A 17,669-nucleotide genomic window follows, 5' to 3' on the forward strand; every position below is an offset into this window, starting at 1 on the left:
TTTTGTATGATTTGTAAATATATGATGTTAAAATGTATAAAGGGATGTGGATAAAAAAGTACAATATACATAGTTCTTGAATATTGTATATGTATTCCCATGTAGAAAGTGAATGATTATATGATTAATAGTATGCAATTTTTGTATTTGGTGGTTTCTTATTTATTTGGAAACATATTGACCGCATATATAGTAACGAAATGGAGACATAACGTCGATATACGGGATGAAGGAAGCGGTAATCCTGGTGCAAGAAATATGGGGCGCGTATATGGAAAAGGATATTTCATCGCTACATTTTTAGGTGATGCAATCAAAGGGGCAATCGTAGTTTCTATTGCAATATACCTTTTTGGAGATTCTACATTTGTAATGTTAGCTTTATTGGCTGTTTTACTTGGACATATTTATCCAATTGTATTTAAAGGCAAGGGCGGAAAAGGCATATCAACATTTATCGGAGGATTAATCGCATTTGATTATTTGATAGCGCTTACCCTTGTTGTTGTTTTCATTATATTTTATTTGATCTTTAAAGGATTTACTAAGCCAGGGTTAATTACAATCGCTTGTTTACCAGTTTGCATGATTTTATATTCTTACTCAATTGTTACCACTATTTTAAGTGCTCTTATCATTGTACTTATTTTATATGTAAATCGAGAATGAAACGAACTTTTCATAAGTGGAGTAAATCTCCACTTATAATTTTTATTAAATACATAAAGGAGATACAACATGGGGTTAATATATAAAGTTGCTGATCAAGCTTGGGAATTTGAATGTATACATAAATTGAATTATAAAACATTTGTAGAAGAAATTCCGCAACACGAAGAAACGAAAGAGCGTGTTCGTATTGATCGTTTTCATGATGAAAATACATATTTAATTTGTTTAGATGACGATAAGTTAGTAGGTATGGTTGCATTGCGAGGAAAACGACCATTCTCATTAGACTATAAAATTACAAATCTAGATTTGTATTTGCAAGAACATGGAGAACATGTATATGAAATTCGTTTACTTTCAGTAGAACGTGAATATCGAAATGGAAGAGCATTATTAGGTTTAATTCGCTTTTTACATCGTTATTTGCTTCTAAATGGATATGAATTGGCACTCATTTCTGCTACAACACGTGAACTACCTTTATACGAACAAATGGGATTCAAATGTTTCCATACGTTAGTTGGAACAGAAGAAGCAGCCTTCCAGCCAATGTATGTTACACCTGCTATGTTTGAAGAGTCGAGTGTTGGTGGGATTATGACGAAGGAATACACATTTTTACCAGGTCCAGTAGATATTGAAGAAAATGTTCGAAAGGCATTTTCTACTAAGCCTATTTCGCATCGTTCTAAGTCATTTCAAGTGACAATGGAAAATGTGAAAAAACGATTACTGCAAATGACAAAAGCAAAACGTGTGCAAATATTGTTAGGAACAGGGACGTTAGCGAATGATACGATTGCTTTACAGTTACGTTCTTTAAAAGGAAAAGGACTAGTATTAACAAATGGGGAATTCGGTAATAGATTAGTTGGACACGCAGCACGCGCGCAATTACATTTTGATACGTATAAAAAAGAAATGGGAGAACCGTTTATTTATACCGAGCTAGAAAAAATAATGGAAACTGGCAATTATGAATGGCTTTGGTTTGTTCACCATGAAACATCAACTGGAATGTTAAATGATTTAGACGAACTAAATGTTTTATGTGAAAAGTATAAAGTGAAACTATGTGTAGATTGTATTAGCTCAATTGGAGCAATACCGATAGATTTGAAAGATGTATATTTTGCAAGCGGTGTTAGTGGAAAGGCAATTAAATCGTTTACTGGATTATCTTTCGTTTTTTATAATCACAATGTGAAAGTAAATGAGGTATTACCGGCCTATATGGATATTGGCATGTACGAAGAAAATGACAGTATTCCATATTCTCATTCATGGAATTTAATGTATGCATTGCAAGAAGCCTTAAAACGATTTGATGATGAAATGGCATTTGAAAAAATAAAAGAGACGTATGCATATATTGAACAAGCTATAACTACTATGGGTTTAAAACTTTTTTCACCTAAAGAACATGCTGCGCCAATCATACTTACCATTCAATTAAAAGAAGGTCAGTCTTCTAAAGATGTAGGCGATGCGTTAGCGTTACAAGGATATATCGTCCATTATGAATCAGCGTATTTACAAAAGAATAACTGGATCCAAATTGCATGCCTGAATCATTATAAAGAACGTGATATGAAGAGGATGTTGAATTGTTTGCAAATGTGTGTAATACAGAGTGAGGTACATATATAAAGACTTTTACTTAATGTACGTGTTTTCGTATAAAGGAGTTGCTACATACGAAAACTGAGGAATAGATCATTGGAAGAGGTGTTAGTATGATAACTAAAAAACTACCGTTACATATAGATGATATTAAAAAAGCTCAAAACATTTTAGACAGAAATGCTCGTAAAACGCCACTAGTAAAATCATTTTATTTGACTAGTAAAACAGGCGGAGAAATTCACTTGAAATTAGAAAATATGCAATTAACGGGTTCTTTTAAATTCCGTGGTGCATTTAATAAAATGTCACAGTTGACAGATCAGGAAAAAGAGAGAGGAGTAATTGCTTGTTCCGCTGGTAATCATGCGCAAGGAGTCGCTTTATCTGCTCATTTACTTGGTATTAAGAGTAAAATTGTGATGCCGATTTCTGCCCCTCAGGCGAAAGTTGAAGCGACTAGAGGATATGGATCAGAAGTGATTTTATATGGTGAAACTTTTGATGATGCGAAGGCAAAATGTGAGGAGATTATTAGGGAAACAGGCGAAACATACTTACATCCATATGATGATGTAGAGGTAATGGCTGGTCAAGGTACAATTGGTTTGGATATTCTTGATGATATGTGGGATGTTGATACTGTCATTGTACCAATTGGCGGTGGTGGAATTATTTCTGGAATTGCTGTAGCATTAAAATCTTTTAATCCATCCATTAATATTATTGGTGTCCAAGCAGATAATGTTCATGGGATGAAGGCTTCTTATGACAAAGGTACGATTGTAGAACATTATGAGGCACCTACTATAGCAGATGGTTGCGCAGTTAAAATACCAGGCGATTTAACTTTTGAAATAGTAAAAGAATTAGTAGATGATATTGTAACTGTATCAGAAGGTGAATTAGAAGTAGCGATGAAAGACTTATTACAACGCGGTAAAGCTGTTGTAGAAGGGGCTGGCGCATTAGCTACTGCTGCTCTACTTGCAGGGAAAGTGGATCCATATATTAAAGGGAAAAAGGTAGTCGCGGTTATATCTGGTGGAAACGTAGACTTGCAGCGCATTTCCAGTGTTTGTGAGCAATTTTTTGTAGCCAATGAAGTGAAATAGTATTTGAAAAACATAAATTTTATGGAGTAAGAGCTAAGACAACTAATCTTAGCTCTTACTTTTTGTCTACCGTGTAGGGCATGTTTATAATACACATGTTTTATTTTCCGTATAGTGAATTATTATATTTTATCGTCTACTTTCATAAATAACTCAAATAATTATATCAATATTGTCGAAACGGAAACAGAAATTTAATATAATGGTTTTAGCGTATGAATGAGCTGTTAGGAGGATAGACCATGAACAAGGAAGAACAGGTCATGAACGGTTTCAGGGAATTATATAATAAGATGGTTTGGCTTAATAAGGATAAAATGGAAGAAGGTCTTAAAGGTTTTAAATCTTCTGAAGTACATTGTATTGAATACATTGAAAACAATGCCGATTCTAACGTGACACAACTTGCAGAGGCTTTTTATGTGACTCGCGGTGCAATAAGTAGAATGACTAAGAAGCTCATAAACAAAGGCCTTATCGAAAGTTACCAGAAATCAGAGAATAAAAAAGAAATTTATTTTAAGCTTACTGAACAAGGGAAAGACATATATAAAATTCACGAAGAGTTGCACAATGAGTTTCAACAACGGGATAAAGCTGTATTTGAGCAAGTAACCGAGGCAGAATTTGACAGTATTATTAACTTCGTGGAAAAGTATAGTAGGCATTTGGATGCAGAAATAAAGAAACAAGGTATACATATTAAGTCGTAAATTTACCTGTTAATGCCAGATGTATTTAAATAATAAAAAGGTAGCCTGTTCACGGGAAGGCTACCTTTTTATTATTTAATTTTTGTTGACTAATCAACAAAGTGGAGTTATCATTTTGTTGACGAAGCAACAAAATGTTTTGAGAGGAGAAATTAAATGTCTATATTTAGATCACAAAATGAAAATGAGACTGAAAAAAACATAGATAAACACGCTTTAATATTTGGCCTTATTTCTGTATTTCTTTGTGGTATAGGTTTCAGTATCATCATGCCAGTAGTGCCATTCTTAGTGCAGCCTTATATAAGTAGTCCGGAAGAACAGGCTCTAGTTGTTACGCTACTGACCTCTGTTTATGCGGTCTGCGTATTTTTCACTGCACCTGTACTCGGAGCTTTGAGCGATAAATATGGCCGCCGTCCATTACTTTTAATATGCCTTTTCGGTTCTGCAATTGGGTACTTAGTTTTTGGTATAGGAGGGGCTTTATGGGTACTATTTGCTGGACGTATAATAGAAGGAATAACAGGCGGGAGCATCAGTACAATTTTTGCATATTTTGCAGATATCATTCCCTCAGAACAGAGAACGAAGTATTTTGGGTGGGTGAGTGCAGTGGTAGGTGCAGGAACCATTATTGGACCAACTCTTGGGGGATTACTTGCAAAGTTTGGTCATTCTGTACCTTTGTATTTTGGAGCGCTTATAACTTTATTAAATGTTCTATATGGGATGAAATATATGCCTGAGAGTCTTGACAAAAATAATAGGTTAAAAGAAATTACTTTTGTAAGGTTAAATCCTTTTGCACAGCTAGCAAACATACTTTCAATGAAAAACTTAAAATGGTTACTTGTCTCAGCGTTTTTACTTTGGATACCTAACGGATCTTTACAAGCAATTTTTACACAATTTACGATGGATACTTTTAGCTGGAAACCTGCACTAATTGGAATTATGTTTTCAATTATGGGCTTTCAAGATATCATTTCACAAGCTTTTATAATGCCAAAGCTTTTGATCAAGCTTAGTGATAAACAAATAGCAATACTTGGGATGGTTTCGGAGGTTATTGGCTACAGTTTTATTGCAGCATCTGCTTTATTTTCCTTATATCCTCTTCTAATCGTTGGGATGTTACTGTTTGGTTTTGGTGACTCAATTTTCGGGCCTTCATTCAATGGGATGCTTTCAAAGTCTGTCGATTCTAGTGAACAAGGAAGGATTCAAGGCGGTAGCCAATCTATTCAAGCTTTGGCAAGAATGATCGGTCCAATGATTGGAGGGCAAATCTATGTATCACTTGGTCATGCTGCACCTGCTTTTATGGGGATGATTCTTATAGTAGTGGCAATAGCAGTTTTGTATAGGGGGACGCATGTAACTGCATAAAAACGAAGGATAGGGTGTCGGAACTTAAGAATAAGTGCTGGCACCCTAATTTGCTAAGGCTAAAGAGTTAAGAGAATTTCTGTTGTTTCTGATACGATTTATCCTGTAAAAGCGCAATTCATGCAGGATAATATTTAGTGGGATACATAGAGTTTACATTAACTAAAGATTGGGTGTAGTTAAAACTAGAAAAGGTAGGGTAAATGACTAATTATTTTAAGTCATGCCTGAGCTGAAGTAAATAATGACTCCATTTTCATTCTACTCTTCTCGCGAATTTCAGCGTCGGCATGGCGCATTACAAATTTATGCGCTATAGCGATTGCTAAAACATCATCTAATAAGCCAATCCCAATAATAGCAGCTATATCTGGAATGAAGTCGATTGTTAGCACGTAATAGGATAAAGCGGCTAATATTATGAATTTCGCTTTAGTAGGTAGCTCTTTTTTTCTCATTGTGTAGTATAAAATAATACTTTCATAAACGCTTGATTTCCCGAGGTTCGCTGAGCTTTTTTTGAATTTTTTCCAAAGTGTCTGTTTCTCCATATAAACACTCCTTTTACAAAAACATAGATTTTTTAAAAGGATAGACAAAAAAGTGAGGAAATAATCAATTTTATTGTTTTGCTTATTGTATATTTCCATAAAAATAAGGAATTACCTGTTCAAAATAATAGAATGTTGGTTATGTAACGACTTACAGTGTATGTGTTCGTTCCAAGTAAAGGTACTACGCAGATAACGTTTGGTGGTAATACGTATTAAAGTTCATTTTTTACATTAATCTCTGCATTCGTACAATGTTGAATTACTTCTAAATAATCTAAGGGTACATCTATTAATTAGAACTTTTATAATTCTTGAATAGCCCCTGTACTCGCTGATGATTCATAAGCTTTTAATGTGACTCTGGTATTAATTGCACGTTTGGCCACTTCGTCTAGCAGTGCAGGTGTTACTTTGTTTTGAACCATTTTTTCCTCACTTTTCTCCCATCTTTTTGAAAGTTGTCGCTTCGTTGATGGCTTTTTTGTTTTCTCAGATAAATCCGACGAGTTTGAGTTTTAGAATTTTATCGTGTTATTATTTATGTAACAAGGGGATGTTGTAAGGAAAAATACAATTTTTTGGGGGAATGAGAATGGGAATCTATAACTATGAAGCGAAAGAGGATTTGCAAGTAGGAGAAGTTTGTTTAGAACGAGATATTTATGAAATTATAAATTTTTACAAGAAAGGGTCAATAGTTTTATGTGATTCAGTATCTCGGTTCAGTGCGAATTCAGACAGAATGTTTAAAGTGATAAATAGGATAGAAACATATATGCATAAAAATGAAGACTATACATATCAGGTTTCGGATAGGCCAAAGTTGATTTATATAGTTGAGCAGGTAAGATAAGGAAGCATCCATAACGGGTGCGTTTTCTTTTTTATATGAAAATTATACATTAAACGTAAAATTGAACAAAATGGACATTTGGATGCAAATTATTTGGTGACATGTATAGTAAAATGTATGTGAATGATTTAGTTATTATGAAACATTTAATAACGGGTATGGGGGAAGAAAAATGAAGATAATAGAACTACCAATTGAATTTGAATTTAATGGGGCAAAACAATGTATTTATCCGAGCTTACTTATAATAAATAATGAATTAACTTTAGTAGATACAGGTTATATCAACTTTTTACCTTTAATTGAAGACGCAACTTTAAAACATGGGTATGAGATGAAAAACTTAAAAAATATAATTATTACCCATTATGATGATGATCATATAGGATCTTTATATGATTTTAAAGTGAAATATCCTCACGTTAATATTATTGCTAGTGAAATTGAATCCCACTACATTAATGGTGATATAAAATCGGAGAGACTAGTTCAAGCTGAAGAAATGTTAGAACGTATGCCAATTGAAGAAAAAGAATTTGGTGAATGGTTTATACAACAATTAAAAAATATAAAACATATTTCTGTCGATGAAAAGGTATGTGATGGTCAAATGATTTTGAATAATGAATGTCAAATAGTAGCGACCCCAGGGCATACTTCGGGGCATATTTCATTATATTTTTCAAATTCAAACTGTGTAATTACAGGGGATGCGGCCGTTCAAGAAAATTGTGAATTAGTAATAGCTAATCCGAATTTTTGCTTAGATATAGAAAAAGCGGAAGAGTCTTTAAAGAGAATTAAAAACCTTAAAGCAGCAATGTATTATTGTTATCATGGAGGAAAACTTACTGTCTAAAAATTAGTATTTGTTTACGAATAATAAAGTTATTTCAAAAATAATACAGATGATTAAAAAATAGTATTGAATTTGTGTCCATTGTTCTCCTATCACTTTTAAAATACAATTAGATAAAAAGGGGAATTATATGCATAAATTGGTGATTATTGTATTTAGTCTTATACTTGGATTTATAACATTCCAAATTCCTGTAGTATCGGAATGGATACAAAACTCAGTCTTTTGGTTAATTGTTATTATTTTATTATCGTATTCATATAAAAATGATAACAGTGATAAGAAAGTTAAAAATGCTGATTAAGAACACTATTGAAAATTTATCCTCATGTGTTAGCCCGTTTTTTGTAGGAAAACTCATTATATAAAATAAGAAAAAACGATCTTTTTGATATAGAAAAGATCGTTTTTTTAATTCATAGATTCTGCAATTTGAATTAAATCCTTTACGTTATATGTTCCTTTTATATAGCGTTTGTTGCCAATTGCAATTGTATATTGAAAACCATTCTGCTGAAAGATAAGCTCATATGCTGAATCAAAATGAGGATTATATAATGCTTTTATATTATTTTTTAAGGTGTAGAACTTAGCTCCCCTAAGTACATAGAAGCCTAATTTGTTTTGAACTGGAGAAACAGTGATTTTAAAAATCCCATTAATATCGTCATTGTAGTATTGGAGGTTTAAGTAATTGTTATAGATATACCCTTGAAATTCGTGAATTTCGAACGGGAATTTTGTAGGAGTAAGTATATGTTCCTTACACTTCATTTCATATTTTTTTACAATAGTAGCTTCTTTCATAAGTGGATTCGTTCCATCATAAATTTGATTAATTCGAGATATTTTATTATTTTTTGTTACTATTTCTAAAATGTAACCAAGAGTAAATCTATCATCAGTGTCTTTGAAATAAGAAATAAGAATTGTAGTATCTTCTTTTGGAGACGCTACTATTTTAATTTCATGAATTTGTTTATTTGTTTGGAAAGTAGGTAGTTCAACTCCATCTGTTACATATGACCTCATTAATTTTTCATCATTTTTGAGTAAAGCATGTTTGAATTCACTTATTACATCTGTTTGAGATTTCGCCATTATAATTGTGTTGGATTGAAAATATAGTAAGAAAAATACGCAAAAAATCTTTATGAATGTATTGGTCAATTTTATCACCCTGTAACTATGTTTCCTTAACATTGAAATATTTATGTATAGGAGGGGAGAAGATGAGTTTATTGCTGGATGTAATAATGGACATAATTTTATTTTATCCTCGGAATGATATGAAATTAAAACATCATATTGCCAAATTAAGCGAATTTGAGTGGTTTCGAAAGCTACACGAAGATATAAAGTATACAAGTTTAATTTGGAGTAATAGAAAAATTAAAAAGTTCATTTTGTCTACGACTAATATGGAAGCGTTAAGAAATTCGGAGAAAAAACAAAAAGAATTTGTCCAACTAGTACACGATGAATATAAAAAAAGAAGATAAGAATTTTTTTATTTTTCATATTTGGCGAAACAAATGGTACAATGAAAGCTAATGTGAAAAATAAGGAAAAGAAGTGGTCTATTTGAAAAACTTTTTAGAATTAGGAATTAGTGAAACTTTTAATCATACATTACGTGAAAATGGAATTACAGAAGCAACACCAATTCAAGAGCGGGCAATTCCTGTTATTATGTCAGGTAAAGATATTATTGGGCAGGCGAAAACAGGAACGGGTAAAACGTTAGCATTTGTGTTACCGATTTTAGAAAAAATCGATCCAGAGTCTAGTGATGTTCAAGCTTTAATTGTTGCACCAACAAGGGAACTAGCACTGCAAATTACAACTGAAATTAAAAAAATGCTTGTTCAAAGAGAAGATATTAATGTACTAGCGATTTATGGCGGGCAAGATGTAGCACAGCAATTGAGAAAATTAAAAGGAAATACACATATAGTTGTTGCGACACCAGGACGATTATTAGATCATATACGACGTGAAACAATTGATTTAAGTAATCTTTCAACGATTGTACTAGATGAAGCGGATCAAATGCTTTATTTCGGTTTCTTATATGATATTGAAGATATTTTAGATGAGACACCTGGTAGTAAACAAACGATGTTATTCTCAGCAACGATGCCAAAAGATATTAAAAAATTGGCGAAGCGTTATATGGATGAACCACAAATGATTCAAGTAGAAAGTGAAGAAGTAACGGTAAATACAATTGAGCAGCGTGTCATTGAGACGACAGATCGTGCAAAGCCAGATGCACTTCGTTTTGTTATGGACCGTGATCAGCCATTTTTAGCAGTTATTTTCTGTCGTACAAAAGTTAGAGCAAGTAAGCTTTATGATAATTTAAAAGGACTAGGTTATAATTGTGCTGAACTTCATGGTGATATACCTCAAGCGAAACGTGAAAGAGTCATGAAGAGTTTCCGCGAAGCTAAAATTCAGTACTTAATTGCGACTGATGTAGCAGCTCGTGGACTTGATGTAGATGGTGTAACGCATGTATTTAACTTTGATATTCCTGAAGATGTAGAAAGTTATATTCACCGCATTGGCCGAACAGGACGTGCAGGTGGATCAGGTATAGCAATTACGTTCGTTGCAGCGAAAGATGAAAAACATTTAGAAGAAATTGAAAAAACGCTCGGTGCACCATTGCAAAGAGAAATAATTGAACAACCGAAGATAAAACGTGTAGATGAAAATGGAAAACCGGTACCAAAGCCGGCTCCAAAGAAATCAGATCAATATCGTCAAAGAGATAGCCGCGAAGGTTCAAGAAGTGGTTCAAAAGGTGGCTCCAGAAATAGTTCGAGAAATGATAACAACCGATCATTTAACAAGCCAAGTAATAAAAAAGGCAGTACAAAACAAGGTCAGCAAAGGCGTGGCCGTTAAATAGTTATTATTGAAAAGAGTCGCAGATTATTGCGGCTCTTTTTTGTTTGTATACAACGAAATCGATATAAGTACAAGGATGATTGCATTTAAATATCCTTTAAAATTTCATTCACCGTATTAAAAAAATTAAAATTCATAAAGGAAATAGAAAGTAGGGTGTTGTATATGTACGATAATGGGAAACTTTTTACTAACTAAACATATAATTTAAATAGACCGACAGTCGGTCTGGATGGGAAGGAGAACATGAATGCGAGTTGTAAAGGAGTATGAGGAGCGTAGAAAGGAAATTTTAGAAACTGCTGAACGTTTATTTATTACGAAAGGTTATACGAAAACAACAGTAAATGACATTTTAAAAGAGATAGGAATAGCAAAGGGGACGTTTTATCACTATTTTAAGTCGAAAGAAGAAGTAATGGATGAAATCATTATGAGGATCATTAAAGAAGATGTTGCTAAAGCGAAAGTAATCGTTTCTAATCCAAATATCCCCGTTTTAGAAAAGTTATTTCGAGTCTTGATGGAGCAATCACCAAAATCAGGAGATGTGAAAGATAAAATGATTGAACAATTTCATCAGCCAAATAATGCGGAAATGCATCAAAAAAGCATAGTGCAATCCATTATTCATTTATCTCCTGTTTTAGCAGAGATTTTAGAACAAGGAATCGATGAAGGCGTATTTTCTACACCATACCCACAAGAAACGATTGAATTATTACTCTCTTCAGCACAAGTTATATTTGATGAGGGGTTATTCGAGTGGAAACCAGAAGAAATGATGAGGAGAGTGAAAGCTTATATTAAAATGATGGAAGTATCTGTTGGGGCGAAAGAAGGATCCTTTGATTATATGGTTGAGGTTTTAATTAAACAGAAATAATCATTTTCTGTTTAATTACTACAGACCGACAGTCGGTCTAAATTAAAAGAAGGGTGTGATGAGGATGCCAGCAAGTATAAGATCTTCTATGAAAGATTTTCACTTAATGGTGAGTGGGCAAATTATTACTATTTTAGGATCAACACTTTTACGTTTTGCTCTGTCGTTATATGTGCTAGATATAACAGGGCGTGCAGATATATTCGCAGGATTATATGCGATTACGAGTATTCCGTTTTTGTTCGCCCCACTTGGCGGAGCGATAGCTGATCGTTTCAATCGCCGTAATTTAATGGTCATTTTTGATTTTATAAACACTGCGATTGTATTAAGCTTTTTAGTTTTATTATTTACTGGATCGGTATCTATTACACTGATTGGGACAATTATGTTTTTACTAGCTGTCATTAGTGCAATGTACTCACCAGTTGTAATGGCGAGTATTCCGCAATTAGTTCCAGAGAAAAAGTTAGAACAAGCGAACGGTATCGTAAATGGCGTGCAAGCATTATCTAACATAGTTGCTCCTGTATTAGGAGGAATATTGTACGGCATAATTGGTTTGAAAATGCTCGTAATAATAAGCTGTCTTGCTTTCTTTTTATCTGCGATTTTAGAAATGTTTATTACAATACCTTTTATAAAAAGAGCACAAGAAAGCCATATCATACCGACAATTGTAAAGGATATGAAAGATGGCTTTATATACGTTTTAAAACAACCATTTATTTTGAAATCTATGCTTTTAGCTGCATTACTAAATTTAATACTGACACCGCTATTTGTAGTTGGTGCTCCAATTATTATACGAGTAACAATGAAAAGTAGCGACATGATATACGGAATTGGAATGGGATTGATCGATTTTGCTACTATTTTAGGTGCATTGTCAATAGGTTTTTTTGCGAAAAAGATACAGATGAAAACATTGTATTACTGGATGCTTTTAATAGCTTTATTAGTAATACCAATGTCACTATCAGTTACGCCATTTATTCTTAATTTAGGATACTATCCACCATTTATCCTCTTTATACTTTCTTCTATTCTAATTGCAATGATCATGACAATTGTATCCATCTATGTAATTACTGTAGTCCAAAAGAAAACACCAAATGAAAACCTAGGAAAAGTAATGGCAATTATAACTGCGATATCTCAATGTATGGCGCCAATTGGGCAAGTCATTTATGGTTTTATTTTTGAAGAATTCAATATGAAAATTTATATACCTATATTAGCTATTAGTTTCATAATGATAATAATAGCGATCGTGACGAAGAAAATATTATGGAATGAGGGGAACTAGCTTAATATGATTAGGAGAATGTTAAAAAGAGATTTCTCTCAAAATAAAATGATAATTACCATTTTATTTATGTTTATTATGTTATCAAGTCTATTAATGGCTAGTGCTTCAAGTAACGTTATAAATTTATTGAACTCGATTGATCAATTGTTTAAAGTATCAAACGCACCGCACTTCGTACAAATGCATGCCGGAAAAATAAATCAAAAGTCAATCGATTCATTTGTAGCGAAAACTCCTTTTGTAAAAGAACAGCAAACGGCTGAAATGATTCAAATTGGCGGGTCTAACATTTTTATAAAGAAGAAAAATGAAGCGGAACATAATAGTGTAATGGACATTAGTTTCGTTAAACAAAATAGTAATTTTGACTTTTTATTAGATTTAAATAATGAAGTGATCAATGTAAGGAAAGGGGAAATAGGTGTACCAATTTATTATATGCAAAAATATAAATTGCGTATTGGAGATAAAATATGGGTTGTTAAAAATAATAATGAACTAGAATTGACTATTTCGTCATTTGTTCGTGATGTTCAAATGAACCCATCAATCGTTAGTTCAAAACGATTTGTAATAAATGATGAAGACTTCGAAAGAATAAAGGGGAATTTTGGAGAAAGCGAATATCTTATTGAATTCCAGCTAACAGATGTAAATAAAATAAATGAATTTGAAACGCTATACCAATCATCGAACTTACCTCAAAAAGGTCCCTCTATTACGTATTCACTCTTTAAAACTCTCAATTCATTAACAGATGGAATAATAGCTGCAGTGCTTATTATAATAAGTGCATTATTAATGTTAATCGCAAGTTTATGTATTAGATTTACGATTATGACTTCTATGGAAGAAGATTATCGGGAAATAGGTGTAATGAAGGCTATCGGCATAACAAGTAAAGAGATTCAAAAGCTATATGTAACAAAATATGTTGTTATTGCTGCTAGCGGATGTATATGTGGATATATTCTTTCGTTATTTGTTACAAAAATTTTCACCGCTAATATATCACTTTATATGGGAATAGCAAGTACAAGTATTTTACATTTTGTTGTACCATTAATAGTCACAATTGTGTTATTTCTAACTATTATCCTGTTTTGTCGTATCATTTTGCGGAATTTCAGGAGAATTACAGCAATAGATGCTTTAAGATCAAGAGATAATCTAGGAAAGAGTAAGGGAAAAAGGACTTTTTCTCTCTCTCAAACTAGAATTACAAATGTAAATATATTTATTGGTATGCAAGATGTAGTAAAACGATTTAAGTTATATCGCGTGTTAAGTATCGTTTTAATCATTGCTGTGTTCATGATTGTTGTACCTGTTAACTTTTTGTATACGATTCAGTCACCGAAGTTTGTAAATTATATGGGGACAGGAAAAAGTGATATTCGAATAGATTTACAGCAATCTGAAAATATAGAGAAACGATTTAAGGAAGTAATTTCATATATACGAAACGATGAAGAAGTTGAAAAGTATGCAGCATTTGTAACGAGTACATTTAAAGTGGTGAATACTGATGGGACACATGAAAACTTACATGTAGAAGTAGGAGACTTCTCTAAATTCCCATTAGACTATATTCAAGGTATGGCACCAAAAAATGAAGATGAAATTGCTCTTTCTTATATGAACGCAAATGAATTAAAAAAGAATGTAGGGGATGAAATCGTTTTATTTGTAGAAGGAAAAGAAAGAGTACAAACTATTAGTGGGATATATCAAGATGTAACAAATGGCGGGAAAACAGCTAAAGCGAGCTTCTCTTATAATAGCGAAAATATATTGTGGTATGTAGTAAATGTAGATATAAAGCCTACTATGAATTTACAAGAAAAAGTGAAGGAGTATAAACATAATTTTAGTTCTGCAAAAATAACAGATACAGATGATTATTTAACGCAAACTTTAGGAGAGACAATTAAACAATTAAGATTCGTGACTCAAGTGGCAATGTTAATTGCCATATTGATATCAGTTTTAATTTCTGCGATGTTTTTTAAAATGTTATTAGCTAAAGATTCTTCGCAAATATTAATTATGAAAAATATCGGCTTTTCTTACAAAGATATTCGAATACAGTATATAACCCGTTCTATTGTCATTGTATTAATAGGCATTGTAACAGGGACATTACTAGCTGCTACGTTTGGGGAAATGTTAGTAAGTTGGTTAGGCTCATTTATGGGAGCAGCTCATATAAAGTTTGTTGTAAATCCTATCGTTTCTTATGTAATATGTCCAGCTATTTTATTTATATCTGTTACTGCAACAACACTTTTCAGTAGTTTTACTATGAAACAAACAGACGATTTAAAACGAAATGGGGAGTAGGGGGTGTAACGTGAAGAAAATTTTAGAAGTAAAGCAATTAAACAAAACATATTCATTAGATGGAAATGCAAATTATCATGTGCTAAAAAATATAGATTTAGAGATTTATGAAGGTGAATTTGTATCGGTCATGGGCCCTTCTGGTTCTGGGAAATCAACGTTACTATATAATATTAGTGGAATGGATCAAATGTCATCAGGAAGTGTGAAAATTGATAGTAAAGAAATATCATGTATGAAAGAAGAAGAGCTAGCCAAATTGCGCCTTACTGAAATAGGATTTATTTTTCAACAGAGCAACCTTCTTAGAAATTTGAATCTATTTGATAATATTATCTTGTCAGCATATGTAGCGAAATGTGGGAGTAAGAAAATAGTAAATCGACGTGCTTTGGGGCTAATGGAGAAAATGGGGATAAGTGATATAGCATCTCATTATATAACGGAAGCATCTGGAGGACAATTACAAAGAGTTTCTATTTGTAGAGCGCTCATCAATAATCCAAATGTTATTTTTGCTGATGAGCCAACTGGTGCTCTAAATTTAAAATCAACAGAAGAGGTAATGCAAATATTATTAAACATTAACCGTGATGGAACGACCATTATGTTAGTGACTCATGATGTAAAAGTAGCAGCGAAAACAGAAAGAGTTCTTTTTATGGCGGACGGAGAAATTGTTAGTGAAATACAGTTGGGTAAGCTTAAGAACGATGATTTAAAAGCGCGAGAAGAGAAATTGTTAAACTGGTTAGCTATACTTGGATTTTAGAGAAAAAACTCCTATTGAATGTGGGAGTTTTTTCTTTGTCTGAAAGTTCTAAAAGATATATAATAATTTTCTGACTATTAATATTTGGAGGGGTACAAATGAAAAATGAAACGTTGCACACACAAGAAGATATTATTAAAATGCTTGATTCTCTATTAAGGCCGGCAGAACCATTTTGGAATGAATTTTATGCGGATAGAGAAAAAGATGTTCCGTTTTTTGAAAATGTTCCAGATGAAAATTTAGTTTCATATATAGAAACAGGATGGGTTTCCAAAGGGAAAGTGCTGGAGCTTGGATGTGGTCCAGGAAGAAATGCAATTTACTTGGCGAATGAAGGATTTGAAGTAACAGCAGTGGATTTATCAATAGAAGGTATTAATTGGGCGAAAGAGAGGGCGTTAACACAAGGAATAGAAATTCATTTTATTTGCGATTCGATTTTTAATTTAGAGAGTCAAAATGATTTTGATTTTGTGTACGATTCGGGCTGTTTACATCATATTCCACCACATAGAAGAATAAGTTATGTGAATTTAATTAAAAACTCATTGAAGTCGGATGGTTATTTTGGTTTAACATGTTTTGCAGCAGGCGATTTAGATGAGCGAAATGGATCAGAAATAACAGATTGGGACGTATATAGAGGATGGAGTCTACAGGGGGGGCTTGCATATTCAGAAGAAAAATTAAGAGAGATATTTGATGAGTTTGAAGTGATCGAAATTAGAAAGATGAAGCAAATTGACCAACCAAATACTATGTTTGGAGAATCATTTCTTTGGACAGCATTATTTAAGAAGCAATAAGAAAGTAGATAATTGACAAATGTATCGTTTTTATAGACAATATATTTACAGGAATGTACGTTCGGTTTTTGCTAGCCGATGTATGTTTTACATAAATACATAACAAGGGGCTGTCTCAATATGAGTTCTACAAATCAAAAAATTACGACGTTTCTAATGTTTGAAGGTAAAGCTGAAGAGGCGATGAATTTTTACACATCGCTATTCGATCAATCAGAAATTGTAAGTATCTCTCGTTACGATGAAAATGGACCTGGTAAAGAGGGTTCTGTTATTCATGCAACGTTTACGTTAAATGGTCAAGAATTCATGTGCATTGATAGTTATGTAAAGCATGGTTTTACATTTACACCATCTATGTCTCTTTATGTAACTTGTGAGACAGAAGAAGAAATTGAAACGGTCTTTCATGAGCTAGCGCAGGATGGATCTGTATTAATGCCTTTAGGTTCTTATCCATTTAGCAAAAAGTTTGGCTGGTTAAATGATAAGTATGGTGTGTCTTGGCAGTTAACGCTTGCGGAATAAAAAATGTAATTTATTTGTTTAATGAGTTTAATTAAGAAGTTGAAAATTTAAATAATACATAAAAGGTATTCCAATCATCAACAGGTTTGGAATGCCTTTTTATATGTAAAGTGATTTGTTTAATATTCATCAATTCTATGATGGATTTAAATGAATGTATAATTTTGTTTCTATTTAGAATATTTTATTTTTCTTGCTACTTTTTATCTGTTAATATAAATATAGAAAAATATGTATTAATTATTGGTTAGGTTAATAAAAAAAGAAAGCATACATAGTAAATGATCTTATACTTAAAATGTAACAAGATAGCTGGGAG

Annotated in this window: 18 protein-coding genes; 16 read left to right on the plus strand and 2 right to left on the minus strand. The window is 32.5% G+C overall.

Translation table 11 applies throughout. The annotated features are described in order from the left end of the window. Positions 1 to 120: 120 nt before the first annotated feature. The 5 genes from plsY to MR115_RS00615 all read left to right on the plus strand — a co-directional run bounded on the left by plsY (position 121) and on the right by MR115_RS00615 (position 5,515). Complete coding sequence (plsY, locus tag MR115_RS00595; protein WP_242239251.1) at positions 121 to 669, plus strand: glycerol-3-phosphate 1-O-acyltransferase PlsY; 549 nt, start codon at positions 121 to 123, stop codon at positions 667 to 669. A gap of 69 nt (positions 670 to 738) precedes the next feature. Continuing rightward, on the plus strand, positions 739 to 2,322 hold the full coding sequence (locus tag MR115_RS00600; RefSeq protein ID WP_242239252.1) for an aminotransferase class V-fold PLP-dependent enzyme: 1,584 nt from the start codon (positions 739 to 741) through the stop codon (positions 2,320 to 2,322). Positions 2,323 to 2,408: 86 nt separating this feature from the next. Continuing rightward, positions 2,409 to 3,410 (plus strand): bifunctional threonine ammonia-lyase/L-serine ammonia-lyase TdcB, encoded by a 1,002-nt coding sequence (gene tdcB, locus MR115_RS00605; protein WP_242239253.1) that lies wholly within the window; start codon positions 2,409 to 2,411, stop codon positions 3,408 to 3,410. Positions 3,411 to 3,652: 242 nt separating this feature from the next. Then, positions 3,653 to 4,123 carry a MarR family transcriptional regulator gene (locus MR115_RS00610; RefSeq protein WP_242239255.1) on the plus strand — a complete coding sequence of 157 codons (471 nt, stop codon included), beginning with the start codon at positions 3,653 to 3,655 and terminating at the stop codon, positions 4,121 to 4,123. 156 nt (positions 4,124 to 4,279) lie between these two features. Further along, entirely contained in the window at positions 4,280 to 5,515 is a 1,236-nt protein-coding gene (locus tag MR115_RS00615; RefSeq protein WP_242239258.1) for an MFS transporter, read from the plus strand. Positions 5,516 to 5,736: 221 nt separating this feature from the next. Here MR115_RS00615 and MR115_RS00620 read toward each other — a convergent pair whose 3' ends face one another. Continuing rightward, positions 5,737 to 6,066 carry a YkvA family protein gene (locus MR115_RS00620; RefSeq protein ID WP_063261044.1) on the minus strand — a complete coding sequence of 110 codons (330 nt, stop codon included), beginning with the start codon at positions 6,064 to 6,066 and terminating at the stop codon, positions 5,737 to 5,739. A gap of 595 nt (positions 6,067 to 6,661) precedes the next feature. Here MR115_RS00620 and MR115_RS00625 point away from each other — a divergent pair. The 3 genes from MR115_RS00625 (at position 6,662) to MR115_RS00635 (ending at position 8,085) form a co-directional block, all read left to right on the plus strand. Continuing rightward, on the plus strand, positions 6,662 to 6,922 hold the full coding sequence (locus tag MR115_RS00625) for a hypothetical protein (RefSeq protein ID WP_073515037.1): 261 nt from the start codon (positions 6,662 to 6,664) through the stop codon (positions 6,920 to 6,922). Between the two features lie 172 nt (positions 6,923 to 7,094). Continuing rightward, complete coding sequence (locus tag MR115_RS00630) at positions 7,095 to 7,781, plus strand: MBL fold metallo-hydrolase (protein WP_242239260.1); 687 nt, start codon at positions 7,095 to 7,097, stop codon at positions 7,779 to 7,781. Between the two features lie 130 nt (positions 7,782 to 7,911). Next, complete coding sequence (locus tag MR115_RS00635; RefSeq protein ID WP_242239262.1) at positions 7,912 to 8,085, plus strand: hypothetical protein; 174 nt, start codon at positions 7,912 to 7,914, stop codon at positions 8,083 to 8,085. A gap of 107 nt (positions 8,086 to 8,192) precedes the next feature. Here the strand turns inward: MR115_RS00635 and MR115_RS00640 are convergent, their stop codons facing one another. After that, on the minus strand, positions 8,193 to 8,984 hold the full coding sequence (locus tag MR115_RS00640) for a hypothetical protein (RefSeq protein WP_242239265.1): 792 nt from the start codon (positions 8,982 to 8,984) through the stop codon (positions 8,193 to 8,195). A gap of 29 nt (positions 8,985 to 9,013) precedes the next feature. Here MR115_RS00640 and MR115_RS00645 point away from each other — a divergent pair, with 29 nt between their 5' ends. The 8 genes from MR115_RS00645 to MR115_RS00680 all read left to right on the plus strand — a co-directional run bounded on the left by MR115_RS00645 (position 9,014) and on the right by MR115_RS00680 (position 17,350). Further along, on the plus strand, positions 9,014 to 9,283 hold the full coding sequence (locus MR115_RS00645) for a hypothetical protein (RefSeq protein ID WP_242239267.1): 270 nt from the start codon (positions 9,014 to 9,016) through the stop codon (positions 9,281 to 9,283). 73 nt (positions 9,284 to 9,356) lie between these two features. Then, positions 9,357 to 10,697 carry a DEAD/DEAH box helicase gene (locus tag MR115_RS00650; RefSeq protein WP_242239268.1) on the plus strand — a complete coding sequence of 447 codons (1,341 nt, stop codon included), beginning with the start codon at positions 9,357 to 9,359 and terminating at the stop codon, positions 10,695 to 10,697. A 253-nt stretch (positions 10,698 to 10,950) separates the two neighbouring features. After that, positions 10,951 to 11,586 carry a TetR/AcrR family transcriptional regulator gene (locus MR115_RS00655; protein ID WP_071722989.1) on the plus strand — a complete coding sequence of 212 codons (636 nt, stop codon included), beginning with the start codon at positions 10,951 to 10,953 and terminating at the stop codon, positions 11,584 to 11,586. 58 nt (positions 11,587 to 11,644) lie between these two features. Then, positions 11,645 to 12,895, plus strand: a complete 1,251-nt coding sequence (locus MR115_RS00660) for an MFS transporter (RefSeq protein ID WP_375337806.1) — start codon at positions 11,645 to 11,647, stop codon at positions 12,893 to 12,895. Positions 12,896 to 12,901: 6 nt separating this feature from the next. Then, on the plus strand, positions 12,902 to 15,241 hold the full coding sequence (locus MR115_RS00665) for an ABC transporter permease (protein ID WP_097865400.1): 2,340 nt from the start codon (positions 12,902 to 12,904) through the stop codon (positions 15,239 to 15,241). A 10-nt stretch (positions 15,242 to 15,251) separates the two neighbouring features. Next, a complete protein-coding gene (locus MR115_RS00670; RefSeq protein WP_141438563.1) occupies positions 15,252 to 16,013 on the plus strand; it encodes an ABC transporter ATP-binding protein in 762 nt (253 codons plus the stop codon). Positions 16,014 to 16,111: 98 nt separating this feature from the next. Next, entirely contained in the window at positions 16,112 to 16,822 is a 711-nt protein-coding gene (locus MR115_RS00675; protein WP_097865402.1) for a class I SAM-dependent methyltransferase, read from the plus strand. 120 nt (positions 16,823 to 16,942) lie between these two features. After that, positions 16,943 to 17,350, plus strand: a complete 408-nt coding sequence (locus MR115_RS00680) for a VOC family protein (protein ID WP_061680171.1) — start codon at positions 16,943 to 16,945, stop codon at positions 17,348 to 17,350. Positions 17,351 to 17,669 lie beyond the last annotated feature (319 nt).

The organism is Bacillus cereus group sp. BfR-BA-01309, assembly GCF_022664315.1.
In the GTDB taxonomy this organism is placed as follows: Bacteria; Bacillota; Bacilli; order Bacillales; family Bacillaceae_G; genus Bacillus_A; species Bacillus_A mobilis.

Bases quoted from the DNA above. Each gene is read 5' to 3' on its own strand.
- plsY (WP_242239251.1), top strand. From the start codon at position 121: ATGATTAATAGTATGCAATTTTTGTATTTGGTGGTTTCTTATTTATTT.
- MR115_RS00600 (WP_242239252.1), top strand. From the start codon at position 739: ATGGGGTTAATATATAAAGTTGCTGATCAAGCTTGGGAATTTGAATGT.
- tdcB (WP_242239253.1), top strand. From the start codon at position 2,409: ATGATAACTAAAAAACTACCGTTACATATAGATGATATTAAAAAAGCT.
- MR115_RS00610 (WP_242239255.1), top strand. From the start codon at position 3,653: ATGAACAAGGAAGAACAGGTCATGAACGGTTTCAGGGAATTATATAAT.
- MR115_RS00615 (WP_242239258.1), top strand. From the start codon at position 4,280: ATGTCTATATTTAGATCACAAAATGAAAATGAGACTGAAAAAAACATA.
- MR115_RS00620 (WP_063261044.1), bottom strand. From the start codon at position 6,066: ATGGAGAAACAGACACTTTGGAAAAAATTCAAAAAAAGCTCAGCGAAC.
- MR115_RS00625 (WP_073515037.1), top strand. From the start codon at position 6,662: ATGGGAATCTATAACTATGAAGCGAAAGAGGATTTGCAAGTAGGAGAA.
- MR115_RS00630 (WP_242239260.1), top strand. From the start codon at position 7,095: ATGAAGATAATAGAACTACCAATTGAATTTGAATTTAATGGGGCAAAA.
- MR115_RS00635 (WP_242239262.1), top strand. From the start codon at position 7,912: ATGCATAAATTGGTGATTATTGTATTTAGTCTTATACTTGGATTTATA.
- MR115_RS00640 (WP_242239265.1), bottom strand. From the start codon at position 8,984: ATGTTAAGGAAACATAGTTACAGGGTGATAAAATTGACCAATACATTC.
- MR115_RS00645 (WP_242239267.1), top strand. From the start codon at position 9,014: ATGAGTTTATTGCTGGATGTAATAATGGACATAATTTTATTTTATCCT.
- MR115_RS00655 (WP_071722989.1), top strand. From the start codon at position 10,951: ATGCGAGTTGTAAAGGAGTATGAGGAGCGTAGAAAGGAAATTTTAGAA.
- MR115_RS00660 (WP_375337806.1), top strand. From the start codon at position 11,645: ATGAGGATGCCAGCAAGTATAAGATCTTCTATGAAAGATTTTCACTTA.
- MR115_RS00665 (WP_097865400.1), top strand. From the start codon at position 12,902: ATGATTAGGAGAATGTTAAAAAGAGATTTCTCTCAAAATAAAATGATA.
- MR115_RS00675 (WP_097865402.1), top strand. From the start codon at position 16,112: ATGAAAAATGAAACGTTGCACACACAAGAAGATATTATTAAAATGCTT.
- MR115_RS00680 (WP_061680171.1), top strand. From the start codon at position 16,943: ATGAGTTCTACAAATCAAAAAATTACGACGTTTCTAATGTTTGAAGGT.